General features: G+C 39.3%; 21 protein-coding genes, 1 pseudogene and 1 other annotated feature. Of the genes and pseudogenes, 1 reads left to right on the top strand and 21 read right to left on the bottom strand.

Going from position 1 to position 25176, the window contains the following annotated elements; all coding sequences use genetic code 11:
• Positions 1–55: 55 nt before the first annotated feature.
• The 19 genes from yihA to AC1UFB_RS02395 form a co-directional block, all read right to left on the bottom strand.
• Positions 56–643 (bottom strand): ribosome biogenesis GTP-binding protein YihA/YsxC, encoded by a 588-nt coding sequence (gene yihA, locus AC1UFB_RS02485; protein WP_025908559.1) that lies wholly within the window; start codon positions 641–643, stop codon positions 56–58.
• Complete coding sequence (lon, locus tag AC1UFB_RS02480; RefSeq protein ID WP_025908560.1) at positions 640–2964, bottom strand: endopeptidase La; 2325 nt, start codon at positions 2962–2964, stop codon at positions 640–642. The genes yihA and lon overlap by 4 nt, the downstream gene beginning before the upstream one ends.
• A gap of 259 nt (positions 2965–3223) precedes the next feature.
• Positions 3224–4891: an ATP-dependent protease LonB gene (lonB, locus tag AC1UFB_RS02475; RefSeq protein ID WP_100346757.1), complete on the bottom strand. Its 1668-nt coding sequence runs from the start codon at positions 4889–4891 to the stop codon at positions 3224–3226.
• 143 nt (positions 4892–5034) lie between these two features.
• The gene (clpX, locus tag AC1UFB_RS02470) at positions 5035–6300 is read right to left on the bottom strand and encodes an ATP-dependent protease ATP-binding subunit ClpX (RefSeq protein WP_100346756.1); all 1266 of its coding nucleotides are present in this window, start codon (positions 6298–6300) and stop codon (positions 5035–5037) included.
• 374 nt (positions 6301–6674) lie between these two features.
• Positions 6675–7961 carry a trigger factor gene (tig, locus tag AC1UFB_RS02465; RefSeq protein ID WP_328100900.1) on the bottom strand — a complete coding sequence of 429 codons (1287 nt, stop codon included), beginning with the start codon at positions 7959–7961 and terminating at the stop codon, positions 6675–6677.
• A gap of 208 nt (positions 7962–8169) precedes the next feature.
• Positions 8170–9174 carry a tetratricopeptide repeat protein gene (locus tag AC1UFB_RS02460; protein ID WP_025908564.1) on the bottom strand — a complete coding sequence of 335 codons (1005 nt, stop codon included), beginning with the start codon at positions 9172–9174 and terminating at the stop codon, positions 8170–8172.
• 101 nt (positions 9175–9275) lie between these two features.
• Entirely contained in the window at positions 9276–9869 is a 594-nt protein-coding gene (gene leuD / locus AC1UFB_RS02455) for a 3-isopropylmalate dehydratase small subunit (RefSeq protein ID WP_025908565.1), read from the bottom strand.
• An 11-nt stretch (positions 9870–9880) separates the two neighbouring features.
• Positions 9881–11296: a 3-isopropylmalate dehydratase large subunit gene (gene leuC, locus AC1UFB_RS02450; protein ID WP_061785017.1), complete on the bottom strand. Its 1416-nt coding sequence runs from the start codon at positions 11294–11296 to the stop codon at positions 9881–9883.
• Positions 11297–11355: 59 nt separating this feature from the next.
• Positions 11356–12465, bottom strand: coding sequence for a 3-isopropylmalate dehydrogenase (gene leuB / locus AC1UFB_RS02445; protein WP_025908567.1), 1110 nt, complete (start codon positions 12463–12465; stop codon positions 11356–11358).
• Positions 12466–12492: 27 nt separating this feature from the next.
• Positions 12493–14025, bottom strand: a complete 1533-nt coding sequence (locus AC1UFB_RS02440) for a 2-isopropylmalate synthase (RefSeq protein ID WP_100346754.1) — start codon at positions 14023–14025, stop codon at positions 12493–12495.
• Positions 14012–15037 carry a ketol-acid reductoisomerase gene (gene ilvC, locus AC1UFB_RS02435; protein WP_025908569.1) on the bottom strand — a complete coding sequence of 342 codons (1026 nt, stop codon included), beginning with the start codon at positions 15035–15037 and terminating at the stop codon, positions 14012–14014. Before ilvC ends, AC1UFB_RS02440 begins: the two co-directional genes overlap by 14 nt.
• Before the next feature lie 59 nt (positions 15038–15096).
• A complete protein-coding gene (ilvN, locus tag AC1UFB_RS02430; protein ID WP_025908570.1) occupies positions 15097–15609 on the bottom strand; it encodes an acetolactate synthase small subunit in 513 nt (170 codons plus the stop codon).
• Positions 15606–17312 carry an acetolactate synthase large subunit gene (gene ilvB / locus AC1UFB_RS02425; protein WP_100348146.1) on the bottom strand — a complete coding sequence of 569 codons (1707 nt, stop codon included), beginning with the start codon at positions 17310–17312 and terminating at the stop codon, positions 15606–15608. Before ilvB ends, ilvN begins: the two co-directional genes overlap by 4 nt.
• 93 nt (positions 17313–17405) lie before the next feature.
• Positions 17406–17655, bottom strand: a binding site (T-box leader).
• A gap of 696 nt (positions 17656–18351) precedes the next feature.
• On the bottom strand, positions 18352–18711 hold the full coding sequence (locus AC1UFB_RS02420) for a hypothetical protein (protein ID WP_100346753.1): 360 nt from the start codon (positions 18709–18711) through the stop codon (positions 18352–18354).
• A complete protein-coding gene (locus AC1UFB_RS02415; RefSeq protein ID WP_100346752.1) occupies positions 18698–18937 on the bottom strand; it encodes a hypothetical protein in 240 nt (79 codons plus the stop codon). Before AC1UFB_RS02415 ends, AC1UFB_RS02420 begins: the two co-directional genes overlap by 14 nt.
• A 170-nt stretch (positions 18938–19107) precedes the next feature.
• Positions 19108–19746, bottom strand: coding sequence for a hypothetical protein (locus AC1UFB_RS02410; protein WP_100346751.1), 639 nt, complete (start codon positions 19744–19746; stop codon positions 19108–19110).
• A gap of 245 nt (positions 19747–19991) precedes the next feature.
• Positions 19992–20930 (bottom strand): hypothetical protein, encoded by a 939-nt coding sequence (locus AC1UFB_RS02405; protein WP_482588441.1) that lies wholly within the window; start codon positions 20928–20930, stop codon positions 19992–19994.
• Positions 20890–21231, bottom strand: a complete 342-nt coding sequence (locus AC1UFB_RS02400; protein ID WP_157803514.1) for a hypothetical protein — start codon at positions 21229–21231, stop codon at positions 20890–20892. Before AC1UFB_RS02400 ends, AC1UFB_RS02405 begins: the two co-directional genes overlap by 41 nt.
• A gap of 14 nt (positions 21232–21245) precedes the next feature.
• Positions 21246–21641 (bottom strand): phBC6A51 family helix-turn-helix protein, encoded by a 396-nt coding sequence (locus AC1UFB_RS02395; RefSeq protein WP_326046611.1) that lies wholly within the window; start codon positions 21639–21641, stop codon positions 21246–21248.
• A gap of 160 nt (positions 21642–21801) precedes the next feature.
• On the opposite strand from AC1UFB_RS02395, the gene AC1UFB_RS02390 reads away from it, so the two are divergent.
• Positions 21802–22758 carry an IS1595 family transposase gene (locus AC1UFB_RS02390; protein WP_482588484.1) on the top strand — a complete coding sequence of 319 codons (957 nt, stop codon included), beginning with the start codon at positions 21802–21804 and terminating at the stop codon, positions 22756–22758.
• 75 nt (positions 22759–22833) lie between these two features.
• On the opposite strand, the gene AC1UFB_RS02385 is transcribed toward AC1UFB_RS02390, so the two are convergent.
• Positions 22834–23157, bottom strand: a complete 324-nt coding sequence (locus AC1UFB_RS02385; protein WP_235859243.1) for a hypothetical protein — start codon at positions 23155–23157, stop codon at positions 22834–22836.
• A 614-nt stretch (positions 23158–23771) separates the two neighbouring features.
• Positions 23772–24887, bottom strand: a pseudogene (locus AC1UFB_RS02380) (IS4 family transposase).
• Positions 24888–25176: the final 289 nt, after the last annotated feature.

Here is a 25176-nt window from a genome sequence, read left to right as displayed (position 1 = left end):
TATGTAAAAAAGGTTGAAACGAAAAGCGAGCGCTTTTCGTTTCAACCTTTTTTTGTTAATTATTCATGCGGTATTGAAGTGATCTCCACGATTGATCTTTCCCTTGACCAGTTTCAGATGAAAATAGAATGAGTTCATCTTCGGCTTCTAGCTCTAACGTATCACGTACAACTTTTAAGTGCTTTTGCCATTTACCTTTCGGAATTTTATCCGCTTTTGTGGCAATAACCATTACAGGAATTTCGTAATGCTTTAAGAAATTGTACATCATGACATCATCTTTAGACGGCGCATGACGTAAATCAATAATTAATAACACCGCTTTTAGCTGATCGCGATCCGTTAAATATGTTTCAATCATCTTGCCCCATGCTTCACGCTCTGTCTTAGACACTTTAGCAAACCCGTAGCCTGGAACATCAACAAAATGCATCATTTCATTGATTAAATAAAAATTTAACGTTTGTGTTTTTCCAGGCTTTGACGATGTACGTGCTAAGTTTTTACGGTTAAGCATTTTATTAATAAATGATGATTTTCCTACATTTGATCGACCAGCCAAAGCAAATTCTGGCAAGTTTTCTTTTGGATATTGATCAGGCTTTACTGCGCTGATAACAATTTCCGCTTGGGTTACTTTCATTTTACCTCTCCTACTAATGCATGTTCCAATACTTGATCTAAATGAGATACAAGTACGATGTCCAACTGTTCTTGTACACTATCTGGAATATCTTCAATATCACGCTCGTTGTCTTGAGGGATTAAGATTTTTGTAAGTCCAGCGCGATGTGCACTTAATGATTTTTCTTTTAATCCACCGATTGGTAAGACGCGACCTCTAAGCGTAATCTCACCCGTCATTCCTACCTCTCTTCTTACCGGTCTACCTGTTAAAGCTGAAGTTAAAGCTGTTGCAATTGTAATTCCTGCCGAAGGTCCATCTTTTGGTACTGCTCCTTCTGGCACATGAATATGAATGTCATATTTCTCATGGAACTTTTCATCAATTCCTAGCTCTTCCGCTTTTGAACGAATGTAACTAAAAGCTGCTTGAGCAGACTCTTTCATCACATCACCAAGTTTCCCTGTTAGTACAAGGCGACCTTTTCCAGGAGATAGACTAACTTCAATTGCAAGCGTATCTCCTCCCACAGTTGTGTAAGCTAACCCTGTTGCAACACCAACTTGGTTTTCAGATTCAGCTTGCCCATAGCGAAACCTTGCTTTTCCTAAAAATTCTTCTAAGTTCTTTTCAGTTACGACTACGCGCTTTTTATCTCCAGATACGATAATGCGAGCAGCTTTACGACAAATAGATGCAATTTCACGCTCGAGGTTACGAACGCCCGCTTCTCTCGTATAAAGACGAATGATTGCTACTAGAGCATCTTCTCGAATTTGAAGGTCAGCTTTTTTCAGACCATGGTTTTCTAACTGTCTCACTGCTAAATGACGCTTAGCAATTTCAAGTTTTTCAAGTTCTGTATAGCCAGCAATATTAATGATTTCCATTCTGTCGCGTAAAGGTCCTGGAATCGTCGCTAAATTATTAGCAGTAGCTACAAACATCACTTTTGATAAGTCATACGTTTCTTCAATATAGTGATCGCTAAAATTATGGTTTTGCTCCGGATCCAAGACTTCAAGCATAGCAGAAGATGGGTCTCCACGGAAGTCATTAGACATTTTATCAATCTCATCTAATAAAAAGACAGGGTTGACTGTACCAGCTTTTTTCATTCCTTGAATAATACGTCCAGGCATCGCGCCTACATACGTACGGCGATGGCCTCGAATTTCAGATTCATCACGCACGCCACCGAGCGATACACGGACAAAATTCCGATTTAACGCCGTCGCAATAGAACGTGCTAGAGACGTTTTACCTACTCCTGGAGGTCCAGCTAAACAAAGAATTGGTCCCTTTAATGAGTTCGTTAATTTCTGAACAGCTAAGTATTCAAGCACACGTTCTTTTACTTTTTCAAGACCGTAGTGCTCTTCATTTAGAATTTTATCTGCGCGGTGAATATCTAAACGATCTTCAGTTTCCTTTGTCCATGGCAAAGCAAGTAGCCAATCGATATAGTTACGAATAACCGAGCTTTCTGCAGAAGTAGCGGGAATTTTTTCATAGCGATCTAGTTCTTTTAACGCAGTCATCATCACGCGCTCAGGCATACCACTTTCTTCAATCTTTTCTCGAAGTGTAGCAACTTCTCCGCCTTTACCCTCTTTATCGCCTAGCTCTTTTTGAATAGCCTTCATTTGCTCACGAAGATAGTATTCTTTTTGAGTACGCTCCATCGACTTTTTCACACGTTGTCCAATTTTCTTTTCAAGTTGTAGCACTTCTTGTTCATCTTGAATGTAAGAAATGAGCATGTTCAAGCGCTCTTTTACATCTTCAGTTTCAAGAACTTCTTGCTTCAATTGAATTTTAATCGGCAAATGCGAAGCAATAATATCGGCTAACCGTCCCGGTTCCTCAATGTCTGTTACGGTTGAAAACGTCTCAACGGATACCTTTTTAGATAGCTTTATGTATTGTTCAAAGTAATCTAAAAGCGTGCGCATTAGCGCTTTGTCTTCCACATCTGTTTCATGTTCTTCATTGTATTTCATTACATCAGCCAGGAAGCAACCTTCTTCTTCAATTATTTCCTTGACTTCAATACGGTTTAATCCTTCAACTAATACTCTCATCGTGCCATTTGGCAACTTTAACATTTGCTTAATCTTTGCTAAAGTACCCATTTTATATAAGTCATCAACCGCTGGTTCATCGATGCCCATTTCCTTTTGAGAAACTAAGCACACCAAGTGGTCGTCCATCATTGCTTTTTCTAAAGCCTGCACGGATTTATCTCTTCCAACATCTAAATGCAATACCATAGTTGGATAGACAATCAACCCACGTAAAGGTAAAAGTGGAATGCGAATTGTTTCATTTTTCGTCATTCAATGAACACCTCCAATGCCCGTTTATTCCATAGTATGTAAGGGATAAATTCTGCTTCAATTTTATCCTATTTAACTTGGCATGTCTAATAATAGTAATTATTAATTGTACCATGTGAAGTCTTTGCAATGCAAAGCGAAGTAAATATCTTTTTCACATAGAAAAAGCCTTTTTCGTAAAGCGTGTATAAAGGTTTTATACGCGAAAAAGGCAGATGATATTCATATAAAAAAATTTTCTAACTAAATGTCGCTAATATTACATGAATTCGCGCTTTGGCACCCCGGCTTCTTTTGATAGGTGAGCAACGTGATCTTGTATTGGTAAGAGTGCATATTTTAAAACATCTGTTAGTTGAGTCACTGGTAAAATGTCAATTCCTCGAATCTGTTCCACCATTCCATTCATATTATCCTTCGGAACGATTACATGAGTTACCCCTGCCTGCTTTGCCGCTTTAATTTTAGGAATGACGCCTCCGATTGGTTTAACATTTCCGTGCAGTCCAATCTCTCCAGTCATTGCAACTGTATGTTTGATCGGCACTTCATAGATAGCAGAATAAATGCCTGTTGCCATCGCAATTCCTGCGGAAGGTCCATCAATTGGCACTCCTCCTGGGAAGTTCACATGAATATCATATTCATCGGCAGGCACAGCCATGGAGCGCAGCACAGTAATGACATTTTCAATTGAACTTCTGGCCATACTTTTTCTTCGTACGGATTTTCCTTGCCCATTGATGTTTTCTTCTTCTACTATCCCCGTAATGGTAATATTTCCTTTTTCTTTTGCTTTCATTGCTTTTACTTCAATTTCTAATAACGCACCTGAATTAGGTCCATATACAGCTAATCCATTAATTAATCCTACTTGTTCTTGTTCTGGAATCTTCGGCTCGTGACGTGGAGTTAGCTGACTTGAATGAATAATCCATTCAATATCTTCATTCTTTATGTCTTTACGATCTTCTGAAATTGCCAATCCAGCTGCAATTTGCATCATATTAACTGTTTCTCGCCCATTGCGAGCATATGTAGACAACATAGACAGCCCTTTATCTGTTACTTCCATTTGTACTTTTTGAGCGGCTTTTTTCGCAACGCTAATGATTTCATCTTGATCAAGCTCGCGAAAAAACACTTCAACACAGCGTGAGCGAATGGCTGGCGGAATTTCACTCGGTGTTCTCGTTGTTGCCCCAATTAAACGAAAATCAGCAGGGAGTCCATTTTGAAAAATATCGTGAATATGAGTCGGAATTTGTGCATTTTCTTCGCTATAATACGCACTTTCCATAAATACTTTTCTGTCTTCTAATACCTTTAGTAATTTGTTCATTTGAATAGGGTGTAGTTCACCAATTTCATCAATGAATAAAATTCCTCCGTGAGCATCCGTTACAGCACCTTGCTTTGGCTGAGGAATTCCAGCTTGTCCCATAGCCCCCGCTCCTTGATAGATAGGGTCATGTACAGATCCGATAAGAGGATCAGCAATCCCTCGTTCATCAAAACGAGCTGTCGTCGCATCAAGTTCTACAAATACTGATCCTTTTTTGAAAGGAGACTTTTGATTTTTTTTTGCTTCTTCTAGTACAAGACGAGCTGCTGCCGTTTTCCCTACGCCTGGAGGTCCATATACGATAACGTGCTGTGGATTTGGGCCACATAGCGCGGCTTTTAAAGCACGAATGCCGTCTTCTTGTCCCACAATATCATGAAAACTTGACGGTCTAACTCTTTCTGCTAATGGTTCAGTTAGTGAAATGGCACGCATCTTTCGCAATTGATCCATTTCTTTTTTTGATTCCCGATCAATTGATACTTTTTGTGTGCGCTGATTGCGCAATAAATTCCAAAAGTACAAGCCAATAATGATACCAAAGAATAGCTGAACCATTAAGGCAATATTCGTCCAATTCATAAGTAACCTCCTGCAACAATTGTTAAGATAATTATTTGTTATTATCTCCTTGCAACAGGTGGAATAAACAAATTTAGCATAAAATTCTTCATAAAATAAAAAAAGACAGAACGTTAAAAACTAACGCTCTGTCTTCTTATTTATTAAGCAGATGTTTTACTTCCTTGTTCAACCGTTGAACCATCTTCTAAAATAAACTTAGGTGCTACTTGATCACGAACCGTTTCTCCAGTGATAATACATTTAACAATGTCTTCACGAGACGGTAAATCATACATCACTTCTAGCATAATACCTTCAATGATTGAACGTAGACCACGTGCACCTGTTTTACGTTCAATTGCTTTACGAGCAATTTCAACAAGTGCTTCATCTTCAAACTCTAGCTCAACATTATCTAGCTCAAGAAGCTTTTGATATTGTTTTACTAGCGCATTTTTTGGCTTTGTTAAAATCTCAACAAGCGCTCCTTCATCTAACGGTACAAGACTAGCCGTAACAGGTAGACGACCGATAAACTCAGGAATTAAGCCAAACTTTAATAAGTCTTCTGGCAGAACTTTTGATAATAACTCTTTATCGTTAAGGTCTGCTTGTTTTGTTTCTGAACCGAACCCAATTACTTTCTTACCTAAACGACGCTTGATAATTGGTTCAATACCATCAAATGCTCCACCACAAATGAATAGGATATTTGTGGTGTCAATTTGAATGAATTCTTGATGCGGATGCTTACGTCCACCTTGTGGAGGAACGCTTGCTACAGTGCCTTCAAGAATTTTAAGCAATGCTTGCTGAACACCTTCACCAGATACGTCACGCGTAATTGATGGGTTTTCAGACTTTCTTGCTACCTTATCAATTTCATCGATATAGATAATGCCTTTTTCTGCTTTTTCTACATCATAATCAGCGGCTTGAATTAACTTCAATAAGATGTTCTCAACATCCTCACCAACGTAACCAGCTTCTGTTAGCGACGTTGCATCAGCAATAGCAAACGGCACATTTAAAATACGAGCTAACGTTTGAGCAAGTAATGTTTTACCACTACCTGTTGGACCAATTAAAGCAATGTTACTTTTAGCTAATTCAACGTCATCAATCTTACTGTTTGAGTTAATGCGTTTATAATGATTATAAACAGCTACAGCCAAAGATTTTTTCGCTTCATCTTGGCCAATTACATACTCATCTAGAATTTCACAGATTTCTTTTGGTTTTGGCACATCTTTAAATTCTACTTCTTCTTCTGTTCCAAGCTCTTCTTCAACAATCTCAGTGCAAAGCTCGATACATTCATCACATATGTAAACACCTGGACCAGCAACTAATTTACGAACTTGTTCTTGTGTTTTACCACAAAACGAGCATTTTAGTTGCCCTTTTTCATCGTTAAATTTAAACATAATTTTCACCCCTTATAGTAATGACTAAAGTGCTGGAAGCTCACTTAATCCGAGTTATTTGCCAACTGCTCTTCCTCTTCTTAGTAAAAGCATGACCTTTTATCATACCGAGTTTCCCATGTATGAAAAGATTTGTATTGCATTTTATCATACATTTTTCGGAATAGATACTAAAACGTTTTATGTATAAACACTTGATGAGCGAAAAGCATCGATTGGCTATTATGTATTGTCAGCTTATTAAGCCAATTTCATAACTACGGATTTTTGACAATTGAACAAAACAGCGTGCTGGCGTGTCGTTATGGTATGAAAAAACTTTTGAAGGTTATAAAACAAGGCACGATCAAGTCGCGCCTTGTTCTTTACTATTATTATGCTACAGCTTTGCTGTTTTCTACAAGAAATTCTATAGCTTTGCGAATCTTCATGTCAGCTTTAACTGTTTCAAGACTGCCAAGCACTTTCTTAATTTCTTCGACAGGCATGTTGTACATTCCTGCCATGCTCTCTAATTCTTTTTCTACTTCTTCGTCAGTTACTTCAAGATTTTCAGCTTGAGAAATAGCTTCTAACGTTAAGTTAATCTTCACGCGTTTTTCAGCGTCTGGACGCATTTGGTCACGTAAAGCTTTTTCATCTTGACCAGAGAACTGGAAGTATAGCTCAAGGTTTAAACCTTGCATTTGTAAACGTTGCTCGAATTCTTGCATCATACGATCCATTTCAGTTGCATACATTGCTTCTGGAATTTCTACTTCTGCATTTTCAGCAGCTTTTTCTACTAATGCATCACGTAGAGCTGATTCAGCTTCGTTTGTTTTTGCAGTTTGTAAGTTTTCTTTTGTTTTCGCTTTTAATGCTTCTAAAGTTTCTACTTCTTCGTCTACATCTTTAGCAAATTCATCGTCTAATGCTGGTAATTCTTTTGCTTTGATTTCGTGTACTTTCACTTTGAAAGTTGCTTTTTTACCAGCAAGCTCTTCAGCATGGTACTCTTCTGGGAACGTTACTTCAACGTCTTTTTCAGCGCCAACTTCTAAACCTACTAATTGCTCTTCAAAGCCTGGGATAAATGTGTTAGAACCAATTTCTAATGAATAGTTCTCACCTTTTCCGCCTTCGAATGCTTCTCCATCAACGAATCCTTCAAAGTCGATTACAGCAGTATCGCCTTCAGCAATAGCGCCTTCTTCTTTTACTACTAGCTCAGCTTGACGCTCTTGAAGAGATTTTAATTCAGCTTCAACGTCTTCGTCAGTTACTGTTGTCTCTAATTTTTCAACTTCTAAGTTTTTGTATTCGCCTAATTTCACTTCAGGCTTAACTGTTACTTTAGCAGTGAAAACTAAGTCTTGTCCTTTTTCGATTGTTTCAACATCGATTTCCGGACGATCTACTGGCTCGATACCAGCTTCAGCAACAGCATTGCTGTAAGCTTCTGGTAATAAGATATCTAGTGCATCTTGGTATAAAGATTCTACACCAAAGCGTTTTTCAAATAGTGGACGTGGCATTTTCCCTTTACGGAAACCTGGTACGTTTACTTGTTTAACAACTTTTGTGAATGCTTTATCTAAGGCTTTATCGAATTCAGCAGCTTCAACTTCTACTGTTAAAACGCCTTGATTACCTTCTTGTTTTTCCCATTTTGCAGACATGTATATTTCCCTCCAAAATCATTTTAAGTAGTGATTTTCACTCTGATAATGAGATCAATGTTTCCTTCATTATCTATCGAACTCCCTATTACTTTAAAGTAAGTAGGAACGTGATGTAAAGATGAAATTCCACTATACTTGTTTAAGTGCATTTTACAACCATTATATTATAACATACAACAATGACGTTTCAACAAAACACCTCATTTTATATCAAAGAAATTTCTTCAATTTCCTTTAGGTGTTTAATAGCTTGTTTCAAATCCTCAGCAGAGAAGTTATGCATCAGTGCGATTTGCTCAGCGTCAACCTCTTCACCATATAATTCAGTTGCGAGTGCGTATAACGCCTCCACCCAGATACCTACATGTTCATTAACCGGACTGAATGGAAATAAAACATATAAATAACGATTCCAAATCTCTAAGCTTGCTTGGAGCATAGTGGGATTTTCGTGTTCCAACTTTTCCCTCAGGGATTTCTCAACATGAATGGCTAACGGAGATGGTATTATTTGCTGTAAAGTGAGCGGATTAATTTTTTTCTCACGCTGAAATTTGTTGATGTGAAAGTCATGGTTAACCTGTTCCTTCATTAATATTTTAAGAGCCTCGGTTTTCACAATGGGATGAACGGATTCATTTGTGAATAGCTCTTGTAAGAAGAAGCTATACTGATTCATTCGATGAAGAGGGAGCGTGTGTAAATGATCAATCTGATTTGAAACGACCGTCTCATTTAAGAAATCTTTTAAACGCGTAAGCTGCTCCTGCTCTGTTTGTCCTTCTATGTCCTTTTCTTGATTCATTCTCGATAAGCAAAACGCTAAGAGCTGATTAATTTGCTCTTGATCCTCAGCGGGTACATCATGTTCTTCTATAACAGCCTGCAAGGTTTCATAGCCTTCTTTATACTCACCAAGCTGGATAAGAATCATTAAAAGCATTTGTAGATTATCATAGTAATGTCCTATGTCTTCATGCAACATCTTTTTACAAAGCGTTTTAGCTGTTTCAACCTCTCCTAGTTCTAAATAACATACAGCTAGCCCGAACAATACGTCTCGGTGCTCTTGGCCTATTTCGTATGCTTGCTTAAATAAATGCAGAGCCTCATTAAAGCGTTTATTCTGTAGATATTCTTTCGCTTTTTCTACTAAACGCTCTTGCAAATGAGGAAACGCAATTACATTATCTCGCTTTTGCTCAGTCATATTCTCTCCTCACTTCACATTTCTTTGTTATACAGTTTAGCAAGTTGTCTAATAGAACGCAAAAAAGAGCCGAGCAAAGAGGTAACTTTGCCCAGCTTTTTTCAATAACGAACGGTATTGTTTTCATACTGATCAATGTCAGAAGCAAACGATAACGTATAACCAATTTCATCAAACCCATTTACAAGCATATATTTCCAATGGCTATTAATGTCAAACGTTCGTTTGAATCCAGCTTCGTCTGAAATTGTTTGCTGATGTAAATCGATCGTGCAGTTATAATCAGCTGCTTTTGATTCCTTCAATAGATACTCAACATCTTCAACTGGTAATGCAATTGGTAGAATTCCATTTTTTAGACAATTTTGTTTAAAGATATCTGCAAAAGATGGCGCCACAATGGCTCTAAAGCCGTAATCTAACAATGCCCACGGTGCATGCTCACGTGAAGAACCACATCCGAAGTTTTCATTTGCAACTAAGATTGTTGCTCCTTCATTTTCAGGCGCATTTAGCTCAAAGCTAGGATTTGGCGTTACTCCATCTTCATTGTATCGCCAATCAAAAAATAAATATTTTCCAAAACCAGTACGCTCAATGCGCTTTAAAAATTGCTTTGGAATAATTTGATCTGTATCGACATTAGAGCGGTCCATCCCGGCTACTTTTCCTGTTTCAACTGTAAATGCATTCATGTTACCTCTCCTTATCTCACAGCTTCTTCTTGTAATTTACGAACGTCTACAAAGTGACCATATACTGCTGCTGCCGCCGCCATCACTGGACTAACAAGGTGAGTTCGTGCCCCTTTACCTTGACGTCCTTCAAAGTTACGGTTTGACGTGGAAGCACAATGTTCCCCTTGAGGAACTAAATCCGAGTTCATCCCTAAACACATGCTACATCCTGAATCACGCCATTCAAATCCAGCTTCAACAAACGTTTTTGCAATCCCCTCTTCTTCAGCAATACGTTTAATTTTCTGAGAACCTGGTACAACCATTGCTCGCACATTCGGTGATACTTTCTTTCCTTTTATAAAAGAAGCTGCATCACGTAGATCCGATAAGCGAGCGTTCGTACAGGAACCAATAAATACGTGTTGAATTGGAATATCTTCAATTGCCATACCCGGAGTTAACCCCATGTAGTCTAACGCTCTTTCCAATGATTTGCGTTCTGAATCCGTGTTACATGATTCAAATGTAGGAACTGTTTTACTAATGTACGAACTCATCGCAGGATTTGTTCCCCATGTCACAACAGGCTCGATTTCATTTGCATCAATTTCTAGCGTTTGATCATATTCTGCGCCTTCATCCGAAGCTAACGCTTTCCACTTTTCAACTGCTTCAGTGAACTTTTCACCTTTTGGTGCATATTCTCTTCCTTTAATATAAGAAAAAGTTACTTCATCAGGGCTGATTAAGCCTGCTTTTGCTCCTGCTTCGATGGACATGTTACAAATGGTCATCCGCTCTTCCATTGAAAGCTGCTTAATGCAATCTCCCGTAAATTCGATGATAGAACCTGTTCCAAAGTTCACACCAAACTTCTGAATAATCGCTAGTACGATATCTTTTGCGAATACACCAGGCTTCTTTTGGCCATCCACTTTTACTTGAATCGTTCTTGGCTTGGCTTGCCAAAGCGTTTGAGTAGCTAATACGTGCTCAACTTCACTCGTACCAATACCAAATGCTAATGCACCAAACGCTCCGTGGGTAGATGTATGACTATCCCCACATACAATTGTCTTACCAGGCTGCGTTAAACCTAATTCCGGTCCAATAATATGAACGATTCCTTGTTCTTCATTCGTTAAGTCTAACAGCCTCACGTCGAACTCAGCGCAGTTTGCAGATAACGTATCAACTTGTTTTTTTGCAATTGGATCTTTGATGTTGAAGCGGTCAACGGTCGGAATGTTGTGATCCATCGTTGCAAACGTCAAATTGGGTTGCCTTACTTTTCGCCCAGCAACACGTAAGCCTTCAAATGCTTGAGGTGACGTTACTTCGTGAATAAGATGAAGATCAATGTATAATAAATCCGGCTTCCCCTCTTCTTGGCGTACTACATGTTGTTCCCATAGTTTCTCAATAATGTTCTTTGCTTTCATCTTGCTCCTCCTTTCCAGTTATGAAAAACGTTTCTCACATAAAGGTGAGAAACGCATGATTAACTATAAGCTGTCATAATGTTAACAATTGCAGAATCGTCAGCAATCGTATCAACAATTGCTTCTACCATTTTTTCAGTTGACAAATAATGTGAGCCGTTCGCTAAATCTGCTGTACGATGACCAGCATTTAATACGTGTTCTACCGCTTGTTCCACTGCTTTCGCTTCTTCTTCAAGACCAAATGAATGTCTTAACATCATCGCTGCTGATAAAATAGCTGCGATTGGATTAGCTTTATTTTGGCCTGCAATATCTGGTGCAGAGCCATGAACAGGTTCATAAAGAGAAGGTCCGTTTAACGTCAAACTAGCAGATGGTAACATCCCTAAAGACCCAGCCAGCATCGAAGCTTCATCACTTAAAATATCTCCGAACATGTTCTCAGTAACGACTACGTCAAAGTGCTTTGGATTACGAATAAGCTGCATCGCTGCTGAATCCACTAGCATATGTTCAAGCTCAATTTCGGGATAATCTTTTGATACTTCTTCAGCAATCTCACGCCATAAACGACTTGACTCCAATACGTTCGCTTTGTCAACAGACGTAACCTTTTGACGACGAACTTTTGCTGTTTCAAATGCTTGGCGAATGATACGCTCAATTTCTTCACGCTTGTAATAGAGCGTATCTACAACGACTTCTTCACTCCCATTTGTGCGGCGTTCACTTGGTTTTCCAAAATATAAGCCGCCTGTTAGCTCACGTACGATAATAAAATCAACGTCTTGAATATATTCTTTTTTCAAAGGAGAAGAATCTGCTAAACTATCATAATAAGTAACTGGACGCAAGTTAGCATAAAGGTCCAGTTCTTTACGAATTGCTAATAAGCCTCGCTCTGGACGGAGCTGTGTAGGAACGGCATCCCACTTAGGACCACCTACAGCCCCAAGCAATACTGCATCCGCTTCTTTACAAACCGCTACTGTACTTTCTGGAAGTGGTACTCCTTCTGTATCAATAGCAGCTCCTCCGATTAACCCATAGCTAAATTCAAACTGATGGTTAAAGCGTTGACCGATGGCGTTTAAGACGTCGATTGCACCTTTTGTAACTTCTTTCCCAACTCCGTCTCCAGGTAACACCGCTACCTTTTTTGTCATGATAGTCTCTCCCTTCTTGTCTACGTATTACACTTCTTGCTCAACGCGGTGCTGCTTAACTGCGAATAAGCGGTTAATTGCGTTGATATAAGCCTTTGCCGATGACTCTAGTACATCAAATGCTACGCCTCTTCCACTTACTTCCACACCGTCACTTTCTACTTTAACAAATACCTCTGCCAGCGCATCCGGTCCACCGTTAATGGACTGTAGGCGATAATCTAATAGCTTTACATCTTGTTCTAAACAACGTGCCAGCGTATTGTAAATTGCTTCAACGCTCCCTGATCCCGTCGCCGCTTCTTGAACAACGTCTCCATTCTTACGCTGAAGCGTGATTGTAGCAGTTGGAATATTATTAATACCATACTGTACTTGAAGTCCTTCTAGATTGTATTCAACATCGTGATTAACCTGCTTGTGCACTACTAGCGCAAACAAGTCATCATCTGTGATGTCTTTCTTTTTATCTGCTAAGTCCTTAAATTTTTCAAATAGAACGTTCGCTTGCTCATCTTCTAGAACAAACCCTAGCTCTACTAAGCGTGTACGGAATGCATGTCTTCCAGAATGCTTCCCAAGCACAATCGGGTTTTGTTTCACCCCAACAAGTTCTGGAGAAATAATTTCGTATGTTAATGGATTTTTTAAGACACCATCTTGGTGAATACCAGATTCGTGAGCAAAAGCATTTTTACCTACAATTGCTTTATTTGGTGCAATCGTCATGCCCGTTAGCTTGCTAATTAAATCGCTTGTTCGCTTAATTTCTGGTAAAACCAGGCCTGACTCCGCTTGATAGAAATCTTTGCGAATATTTAAGGCAAGTGCAACTTCTTCTAAAGCCGCATTTCCAGCACGCTCACCAATCCCGTTGATTGTCCCTTCAATTTGTGTTGCTCCTGCTTCAATTGCAGCAAGTGAATTCGCTACCGCTAAGCCTAAATCATCATGACAATGAGCAGACAATGACACTTTATCAATGTTTGAAACATTTTCTTTTAAATATTGAAACACAGATCCGTAGTGAGCCGGCGTTGTATAACCAACCGTATCCGGAATATTAACAACCTTAGCCCCTGCATCAATGACAGCTTCTACAATTTGTGCTAGAAACGGTAATTCGCTTCGGCATGCATCTTCGGCAGACCATTGAACAATCGGAAACTTTTTCGCTGCGTATTTCACCATTTCAACCGCTGTTTCTAGCACTTGCTCTGGTGTCTTTTTCAACTTATGCTCCAAGTGAATTGGAGAAGTAGCAATAAATACGTGCAGCCTTGGCTCAGCACTGTCTTTTAAGGCTTCCCAAGCGATGTCAATGTCCTGTGTAACAGACCTTGCAAGGCCTGTTACAGAAGAATCTTTGACAGTCGACGCAATTTCCTTCACCGATTGAAAATCGCCTTTTGAAGAAGCTGGGAAACCTGCTTCGATTACATCAATTCCTAAACGCTCTAACTGTTTTGCAATCTCAAGCTTTTCTTGTAGGTTTAGATTAACTCCAGGTGATTGTTCCCCGTCTCGTAGCGTCGTGTCAAATAGGTTAATTTTTTGCACTAGCGACCACCGCTTCTTTCTTTTGTTTTTTTACAAATGGCATCATTTCACGTAGCTGCGCACCAACTTTTTCAATTAAATGCTCATTTTCGCTGTTATTGATTGCTGTAAACTCTGGACGATTTGCTTGGTTTTCTAGGATCCAACCTTTAGCAAATTTACCTGTTTGGATGTCTTCAAGCACTTTTTTCATTTGTTCTTTTGAACGCTCATCTACAACGCGTGGCCCTGATACGAAGTCACCCCATTGAGCAGTATCAGAAATTGAATATCTCATTCCTGCTAATCCACCTTCATACATAAGGTCAACGATTAATTTTAATTCATGTAAACACTCGAAGTATGCAACTTCTGGCTGATAGCCTGCTTCTACAAGCGTTTCAAAACCTGCTTTTACTAATGATGTTAAGCCACCGCAAAGAACTGCTTGCTCACCGAATAAATCAGTCTCTGTTTCTTCTTTAAATGTTGTTTCTAATACACCAGCACGAGCTGATCCGATTGCTTTTGCGTATGCTAACGCAATTTCTTTTGCTTCACCAGTTACGTCTTGGAATACAGCAAATAGAGCTGGTACACCCGCACCTTCTTCATATGTTCTTCTCACAAGATGTCCTGGACCCTTCGGAGCTACTAAGAATACATCTACAAATTCAGGAGCAACGATTTGGTTGAAGTGAATGTTGAAGCCATGTGCAAAAACTAATGATTTTCCTGGCTTTAATCCTGGTAAAATTTCTTCATTATATACTTTTGGTTGATGCTCATCTGGTAATAAGACCATCACAACTTCAGATTGTTGTACAGCTTCTTTCACTGAAAGAACTGTGAATCCATCCTGCTCAGCTTGCTCCCATGATTTACCTTTTCTTAAACCAACAACTACGTTTACTCCGCTATCGCGTAAGTTTTGTGCATGAGCGTGACCTTGTGAACCGTATCCTACGATTGCTACTGTTTTACCTTGTAAGAATTGATCCTTTGCGTCACCGTTATAATATACTTTTGTCATAATAAATCTCTCCTCTTTGTTTTTAATTTTTATAGGTTAATTTTTGGTTTATATCTTAGTTAAATAATTGATGACCACTTTGCCGCTACTTTTTGCGTTCCGCGCGGTACAGCTACGGTACCCGTTCGCGTTACTTCTTTCAGTCCGTATGGCTGAAGTAGATCAATCATCGCTTCGATTTTACTTGATTCACCTGTTACCTGGATGATTAAACTATCTCGGCTAACATCAAGAATGGTTGCTCGAAATGGCTCAATAACTGCATACAGCTCATTTCGGCTCGCTGGTGTTGAAGCTACTTTCATTAAAGCAAGCTCTCGTGAAACAACGGCCTGTTCAGTAATGTCCTGAACTTTTAAGACATCAATTTGCTTGTTTAATTGCTTAATTACTTGTTCAGCAGCGCCATCGTCTTCCACGTTTACTACAAACGTCATGCGCGATACGTCTTCTGATTCGGTATGACCTACTGAAATACTTTCAATATTGAAATTTCTTTTGGTGAACAACCCTGTTACTCTATTTAATACGCCTGCTCTATTTAACACTGTTGCTGTTATAATCCGCTTCACGGTTTCACCCCCACCATTTCATGAAGTCCTTTTCCAGGAGCAACCATCGGATACACATTTTCTTTTGGTGCTACGAAGAAGTTCATTAACACTGGACCATCCGTCTCCATCGCTTCTTTTAATACAGCGTGTGCCTCTTCTTCAGTCTTTGCTTGAAGCCCTTTAATACCATAAGCTTCCACTAGTTTCATAAAGTCTGGCTGATTCGGAATCAGTGAATGAGAATAGCGCTCTTCATAGAAGATTTCTTGCCACTGACGAACCATTCCAAGAGAATGATTGTTTAATATAACCACTTTCACAGGTAGATTAAGCTCATGAATGACACCTAATTCTTGAAGCGTCATCTGGAAGCCACCATCTCCAACAACTGCTACAACTGTTTTATCTTTATTTGCCAGCTGTGCACCAATGGCAGAAGGTAAACCAAACCCCATTGTTCCCAAACCGCCCGAAGTTACCCATCGGTCTGGATTGTTGAACGTATAGTATTGAGCAACCCACATTTGATGCTGACCTACGTCTGTTGTCACTACGGCATCTCCATCCGTATATTGATGCAGTAGCTCAATCACTTTTTGAGGCTTTAACACTTCTGAAGAGTTCTCATACCATAAAGGATATTCTTGTTTCCACCCAGCTAATTTCTCATGCCATTTCGTATAATCTCCTGTTTCGCCATCCTGTAAAAGAAGCTGTGACAGCACTTCTTTTGCGTCTCCCACGATTGGGATTTTCGTTGGTACATTTTTACCGATTTCAGCGGGATCGATATCAATGTGTGCAATTTTAGCATTTGGTGCAAAGTGCTTTAAATTGCCTGTTACACGATCATCAAAACGAGCTCCGATACTGATGAGAAGATCACTCTCATAAATCGCCATGTTTGCTGTGTACGTGCCGTGCATGCCGGCCATTCCTAAATGAAGCGGATGATCCGCCGGAAAACAGCCTAAACCTAGCAGCGTGTTCACAACAGGAATGTTTTGCTGTTCTGCATAATTTTTTAATTCTTCTGAACCTTTACTTAACAATACACCCGCGCCTGCTAAAATAACTGGCTTTTTAGCAGCTGTTACCGCTTCGGCTAATTTCTTAACCTGCAGCTGGTTTGGCGTGTATGTAGGCTGATAGCCAGGTAAGTTAACCTCACCTTCATAGCTGAATTCGCCATCTCCTTGCGCCATGTCTTTTGGGATATCAATTAATACTGGACCAGGTCTTCCCGTTGTTGCAATGTGAAATGCTTCTTTAATGATTCTTGGCAAATCACTGACTTTACGTACTTGATAGCTGTGCTTGGTAATCGGCATTGTAATTCCCAATACGTCGGCTTCTTGGAACGCATCTGAACCAATTACACTTGACGCTACTTGCCCCGTAAATACAACTAAAGGAAGTGAGTCAATCATTGCATCTGCCAAACCAGTTACAATGTTTGTAGCACCAGGTCCACTTGTAGCAATGACAACACCAGGCTTACCAGAAATTCTCGCATACCCTTCGGCTGCGTGAATCCCACCCTGCTCATGACGAGCAAGTACATGAAACATTCCTGAGCCGTAAAGCTTATCATAAATTGGTAAGACAGCTCCTCCTGGGTAACCGAAAATGACGTCAACATTTTCTCTTCTTAGAGATTCAATCAACATGTCAGATCCATTCATTTGTTTCCCAATGCTTGCTGGCTCTTTTGTTTGCATATTGGCTCCCACTTTTTCTCATCCTTTCGTTTTCTTAATAAAAAGAAAAAAAGACTCTCCACCCCTGACAAAGACCCACTTTATTAAGATAGGTCAAGGGGCGAAAAGTCTTTTGTACTTTACGCGGTACCACCCTCATTTGTAGTCACGAAGACTACCTCATGAATGTATAAACATTCGTTTTGATAACGAGTGTGTTGGAATAACACTCGGCCACCCTTACTCAATTCAGGATGACACTCTGAGGTGAGTTCACTTTGATCTGGTAACGTCGGCTTCCAGCAACCCGACTCTCTGTTGATACCAAACTATCAAAATTACTTATCCTCTTCAACGTTTTAATTCATTATTTCATCTCTCTGTTATTCTCAGGTTTCCACTTTCAAATAACAGAGAAAACTAACGTTTTCAACTAATTAAAATTTTTAGAAAACTTATATTTGAGGACTATCTTACGCCCATTTTTATACATAGTCAACCGTTTTTTGAATATTTTTTAGATAATTTAGACTAAACAGAATCTTTGGATACGCTTTCATCATTGAGGCTCTAAGGATGAGATGATTTTAAAAAAGTTTTTCTATCGAGTTCATTTGTACTTCTTAGGAGAACAAAACAAAAAGCCTACTTTTTTATCTTAAGATAAAAAGTAGGCTTTTTGGACGTCCCAGGAGAGATTCGAACTCCCGACCGACGGCTTAGAAGGCCGTTGCAAAATCTAATCGAAAAATCATCCGATGAGTTTGCGCCAAGTCAAACGTATGTATTCTGACGTGCATCTTTTTCGCACAGTATTGTCGTATTATTTGTTCCAATTATAACCTAGTGACCCTTCGTTGACAAGAGAATGTTTTGACTATTCGTATAATTAATACGCTAAGCACATATATTAAATATGAAGAAACACGGATTAAATATTTCGCTTTCATTGTGAAATTATACCTGTTATTGTATTAAAAAAAACGGTTATGCGAATAAAAAAAAAGACCTGCGAATCGCTGGTCTCTGAAGTTTATGAAACTTTGTAAATATCAATTTATTACGAAATAGCTTTTCGACAATACGTTAATAAGTCTTGAATTTCCTCGTGAGTTAAACTTGAATGGATTTTGAAAAGAATGCTGTCCCGAGACATATTATAAATTTTATTTGTACGCACGAAAGTTTCCTCTTTTAGTTGAACTTGCCTGTCATAGTCTGTACGAGGACCAGTGCTTGTACAAAAGCAAACTATCACTTCTTCGGGATCATTAGAATCAAGATGTTTACCTATAACAAAAACCGGTCTTGGGTAAATTTTTCCGTCAGATAACTTAATTCTCGCAAAGAAAAACTCGCCTTGATCGGCTTTTGCACGATCCTTCGCGGCGAGTTTCGCTCGTCTGTCATTCGCGCTCATATAGTTCTCGCAACTCCTCTTCATACCATTTAGCGAAGCAATCTCCCTCTTCAATCGCGATTTGGTCGTCACTTGTAGCTAACTCCATGGGTTTTACTTTGTCTAAGCCTAACTCTTTTTCCATTTCTTCTATACTTTTTTTGCGCAATGTAACCACTCCTCCAGTTTTGGATGCGGCTCTGCGTATAGTATTTAGTTCACGAGGCGTCACTGAGATTTTACTCATAGGCATGTCCCCCTTTTTCCATATACTAACACAATATTCCACAGAGCGCATATTTTTTCCTTCGTACAGAACATTTATATTTAGTCATATCCTTACTTATTCCTTTTCAAACATGAGCGACATAAAAAAATAAAGAGAAGAGCCTGTTTCAGCCCTACTCCCTCTTGTTTTTATGCGCCTGCCTCCCCTGCTAAGTAGATTTTTCGTGCTAGTGCTGACGCTAGTTTATCGACGTCTGCATCTTCGCGGATAGTTGTTCCGTTTAAGTTAACGACTAATGACTTGCCGCTGCCTTTCGAATACTGGCGGTTTTCCTTCTTCGTTAAGACTCGCTCGCCTTGGTGGAGTCGATAATACATCATGCCGTTACGAGGTACGTAAGATTCTCCGTGGTAAGATGATTTGTTTTTCTTCGGCTTCGACGGTCCCATTCCGGCTTTCGTGCTCGCCATACTCGGCATTTTGAACGATGCTACTGCGCTTGTGAATGCGTGGAATCTACCTTTAACTTTATCGATTACGTTACCGATAGCATTAAACGCTGCGGTACCTACCGCTTTGACTTTATCCCAGTTTTGACAAAGTTTAATACCGCCTGCAATAAGCGCTCCGATAGGTCCGGAGAATGCTAGTATTTTCGTAATAAGACTTCCGAATTTAGCCCATAACTGCTGCGCTTTAGCTTTAACGGTGTCCCAGTTTCGATATAACAAGACACCAGCACCAATTAACGCTCCAATAGCCAACGCAACCACTCCGATAGGGTTCGCATCCATCGCAACGTTAAGAGCCCACTGCGCAATTGTCACCGTAGCAGCAACCTTTTGATACTCCCGCATGAGCTTCGTAATTGTACCGACTATCAAAGCGCCTTGTAACGCTATCTTATAGCCTACGAATGCAGATCCGAGAGCAATAACCGTTTCCTGGACGGTATTCCAGTTATTTATGATATAGTCGCCGGCTTTTTTTGCGCCGTCATATAGCAGTTTTAGCGCATCGCCGACCGGTTGTAGCGTTGTTTTAGTGGAGTCAAGTTTGCTTTAATAGTTGGTCAATTCGTCTTCACGTAGTTAGCGAATTTAGACGCCTCGGATCCTAAGAAAGCGAAAGCACTCCCCATCGATTTAAAGAAACCGTCCAGAGCCCCGTCACTAACCGCATTTTTGATATCACCGATGATAGGCTTAAGCGATTTCAACGCCTCGAAGCCAACTGCACGAAACTTCATAGATAACGCTTCTTTAATTTGCGTGATGTAACCTAACGAAGTACTTCCCATCGCAGTTACGAGCTTATTCGTCATACCCATTTTGTTGTACAACTTATCTAACGCTGCTAACTGCTGATCTAACGGTAGATTTTTGATGTCATTTAACGCTTTACGTGGCATTTCAAAACGTTCTACCATTGATTGAGTATCACCACTCATTAATTCCTTCATTGCCATTACTGCGCCTTCAACGCCTTGCTTCGGATCTACAGCGAGTAGTCGTTCTGTTAGGTTCCACATCTTCTCCAACTGCTTTACATCCTTTGATTGCGATATAAAAGACTTTGAGTTAGCGAATATTTCAGAGGAATCTAGTACTGGCGATTTAATGGCGAACGAGTTCAGCATATCCTGGTACTGCTTAGATAGCTTCTTATTATCGAACATGGCGTCAATTGTAACCTGTGACTGTTCCATTTTCATTGCTTCACCAACAGTGGCCTGCAACGTTTTATAAGCGCCTGCAGCCGTAAGAACTCCGGCAGATAACGCACCAACTGCTTGAATCGCAGAACCCGTATGACTAGTAAATCCGGATAGACTACTGGATGCGCTATGATTAGCTTTGGTGAAACGCCCCATTGAATCACGTAAACGACCGTTAGAGTCACGGAAAGTATCAGTCGCCTTTTTTGCAGCGTTAATAGACTTTATTGCTGATTTCATATTTTTAGAAAGTTCATCCTTTAAGCTGAGTACTGCTTGTAACTGATAAGCCACGTCTCGTTACCTCCTCTCGTAAATGTCTTATTTCTAGTGATTTATCGAATACTTTGCCGTAATCTACGCCCATACGGAACATATAGGCGAAGCTGGTACACTCGTCTATAAGACGAATCCCTAACTTGCGCAGCTTAGGATCCGTTTGTTGCGAGAAATATTCACGGAACTGCTGAACGTCTTTGATACGCTGTTCTGGCATGTTGATTAACATAGAATCTCCTAACGCTTCGACTGCGTTATCAAACTCGATTAATTGTTTATCCATCGTTACACCTCCAAATAAAATAAAAAGGACCACCCGAAGGTAATCCGTTAATGTTCAATATCCGTTTCATCTTCTAATCGTCTAGCAAATGCAGCAATCTCATCGTCAATCTTATCGTAGTTAATACCGTTAATAGTACTTGGAGCTTCTCGTTCAACGATATGTTTCTCGGATAACATGCCCTGCGATTGTAAGATAAGCTTTGCCATCGCTGCAGATCCTTCGTTAATCGCGACTTCATACATACGACTAATCAATTCGCCGAGCCTATGTTGACTATGGCGGGTAGCTGCTTTACGTAATTCAGCTTGAAACGCGTCGTCTTTTAACCAGTTCGTGATGCTATTGCGGTGAACGCCGAGCACTTCTGCGATTTCTTGATTTTTCTTACCTTCGAGTAGTAGCTCGATAGCTTTGTAGTGAGTATCATTTAGGTATTTCATTTAAATCATCCCTTCGATAATAATTTTAGGCTCTTTTCGCATAGATTGTTGCTATTTTGACCATCCTTATTAGAGGTGATAAAATACTCTTTCAGGAGGCGGTTTCTCAATGATTAAAGACATCTATGCCACGTTTTCGGACTTAACTAAAGACGAGTAAATTCAACTATTTAACCTTTTAAAAGAAGACTTTATCGATAATAAAGATGCTGATATGAAAGATGCATACAAAACAATTAGAGAAACCCGTTTTAAAGAGGGGTTGGTCTGCATACATTGTGGAAGTGTTAAAGTGAAGCGAAATGGCAAGTACAGAGAGAGACAAAGATACCTTTGTCGTGACTGCGGAAAGTCATTTAACGACCTTTCAAATACTCCGATTTCAGGAACCCATTATCTTGGTAAGTGGGCGAAGTATTTTCAAATGATGGTAGAGGGCTATACGTTTCCTAAGATTTCCAAACGCTTAAAAATCCACATCTCTACTGCATTTTACTGGAGACATAAAATTCTGTTTGTTCTGCGTTCAATGGGTTATCAAGTGTTGAAAGGGATTATCGAAAGTGATGAGACCTTCTTTAAAGAGTCTTTAAAAGGACGAAGAAAACTGGACAGGGAACCCAAGAAACGCGGCGGTAGAGATAAATTGAGAGGGATTAGCAATCTTAAAATTGCTGTTGTTGTCGCCCAAGACAGAAATGGGCAAGTCATTGCTCAAAAGGCTGGAAATGGTCGTGTAAAAGCAGAAGAAATTGACGCGGTTATCGGAAACTATATTGACCCGTCTTCTTTGTTATGCACAGATACAGCCACGAACTACAAGAAATTTGCCCAAATCAAGGCACTTAAACACGAACCAATAAACCTAAGCAAAGAGGGGTACGTCAAAAAAGGCATCTACCATCTGCAAAACGTCAATAACTATCATAAGCGTTTAAAAGGCTGGATGGTTAGGTTTCAAGGAGTGGCTACAAAGTATTTGGATAATTATCTTTACTGGTTCAGCTTCCTTCAGCAAAGTAAGAAGTTGGCTGAAAAGGAGCAGATAAACCAAATGTTGCTCAGTGCTTGCCAAAATTCAAATAGCATTACCGTCAATTTCTTACGTGAGGTATGAAAAAACAGCCATTCCTATGTTGGAACGACTGTATTTCTTATTCCGTTAAAGCCCCCCTATACTTGAATATAGCTATTAGTGTGATACTGGATTAGTCGCAAGATAAATAGCCATAATTATACTAAAAGAACCTAATAGAAAAAGAATTGTAAGGACTACCTTTCTACCTATTTGTCCAATGAAGTAGATATTGACTAAAATATAATAGGTAATAGCACTTCCACCAATAAATAATAAAAATTCTTTGGTGTAATCGGTTGAAGGGAGTGGATTTGTTAGATTAGTTAATGCTAACCCAGCGAAAATGAATATGCCTATTATGTTTAGTAATTTCCTCATACTCACTTCTTGTTTGGTCACCACTCGAATGTTTTGAGATGTTTGGACATTAGTTTCCAAAGTGACACCCCCCGTGTGTAATACTTTAATAACTATATGGATTTTTCGAACAAAAGTTTCAACCCTATATGTTGCTTCTTCAATAAACCTGCCCGTTAGCTGAATAAGTCTCTCTTTATATAATACCATAAAAAGTAAATTATTCCTTGTTATAATTAAAAGCAACAATCTTTACGAAAAGAGCCTAATTTTATAAACACAAAAAAGCCTGCCATAATTAGCGAGCAGATAAGTGTATATATTTATTTAGTTAGCTAGAAAAGCAACGATTTTGCTAACATGATAATGAGGGTCCAAAGGATTAGTGCCATGGGTACTCCGAAATACATCCCTTTTGCAAAAGAACTTTCAAATTTGTACATAAAAACACCGCCTTATCAATATAAGACAATCATAACATGTAAGCGCATTCATAACCATAATATTTCATAATTTTCTGACTAAACATTAATTTAGTTATATAAAGCCACTAGTGTTGCGTAAATTTTATTTGAATTTTCAGTTTTATATCTTTCCTAATGAAGAGCCAAAAAAGTGAATATCCAAACAAAGGTGGCTCCATCTATTTGGTTTTTATTTACAAGTAGACAAAAGAGACAACGATCATTTGCTCATTAAGGGACAGCTTCCCCTTTCATTTTTCGAAGCCAGATATGTGCTGGCTTCCACAAAGCAGCCCTTAAATAACGGCTAATTTGCAGGAGTTTTCGCTTACTTTTTGTTTCGAGCTACACGAGTACATGCAGACAAAAGACGATAAGTGCGATCAACACTTGGTTGTGAATCGCCCATTCACTTTGTCCGTAAAACTTTTTGATGCGGAGATGCTGTTTAATCCATTTGAAAAACAACTCAATTGCCCAGCGCGATTTGTACATCTCAGACATTTCTTCGGCACTCAAATCAAAGCGATTCGTGATTAAATGGAGCTCATTTCCTTTTGAATCCATGACTTTTAGTAGACGGAAATAATTTTCTGCTCGATTTTGCGTCGTGCCAATCAACACCATTTAATCTGATAAAACGGTCGTATCGTTTGGCAGTTTGAAGTCGTAAACTTCCCGTATGACGGCGTTTTTCCGCAGCCTTGAAAGAAAAAAGTAGCCATCATCTGTCATGCGGTCAAATCGCTCGTAATCGAGGTAGCCACGGTCAAACACGTACATGCATTCTTTGTCATCGATCATGACTTCAAGTTGACCGCGATCATGTTCTTTTGCCGTTGTCACAACGGCTTTTTCAGGATACGATGTCCCTTTTTTCCATAAAGACAAGACGTAGATGTAATTTCACACCTGCTTTTGTTGTGCGGAACGTTGCCCATCTATGATTGGTCAAATTGAGTGGTAATGTACTTGAATCAAGGATTTTTAACGGCATCACGAGTTTCATGTAGTGCGTTTTGGCATGAATTTGTGTCACTAAATCCAGGAAAAGCCGTTGAAAGAGATCTGGATTCATGCCATTTAACCGGCGTGACAGCTGAGAAATACTGATGAATCAAGGTCGATCCCTTTTTGAAGCTGTTCGTCGAAAAGACAATCTGTAAGTGCGTGCAGACTTTCAATTTCTTGCAGCTGTGCAAAAAGGAGTAATTTAAAGAACGATTCCGTCGTTAATTTTTTCGTATAGTAATCTACTTTCATCGTTTTCACGTTTTCTTCAAATAATTGAAGATTGATGGGTGAAAACCATTGTCCAAATGAAGTTTTTGGTGTAATCTTGTCCATACGTGGGTCCTTTTTAATGGATTTGGACGGGTGACCACCTGACTTTATCCATTATAAAGGACTTTTTCTTTACGCAAAACGAGATTATTGAAGATTTTGAGTGTTTTTAAAACTGAAATTATTTTAATGCAACATTAGTGAAAAAATACCACTAGTGTCGCATTAAAATAATTCAACGCTTTATAAAAATCTAAATTTTCAGTAATTTTATCTTTGCATAAAAAAAGCCTTTATAATGGTTGGGCGGTACTAAACCATCCAAATCCAAAATAAAGGACAATAAACATGG

This window comes from Priestia sp. KCTC 13724 (genome assembly GCF_056820425.1).
The sequence above is the reverse complement of the archived record's forward strand: the minus strand, read 5'-3'. Positions and strand labels throughout refer to the sequence as shown.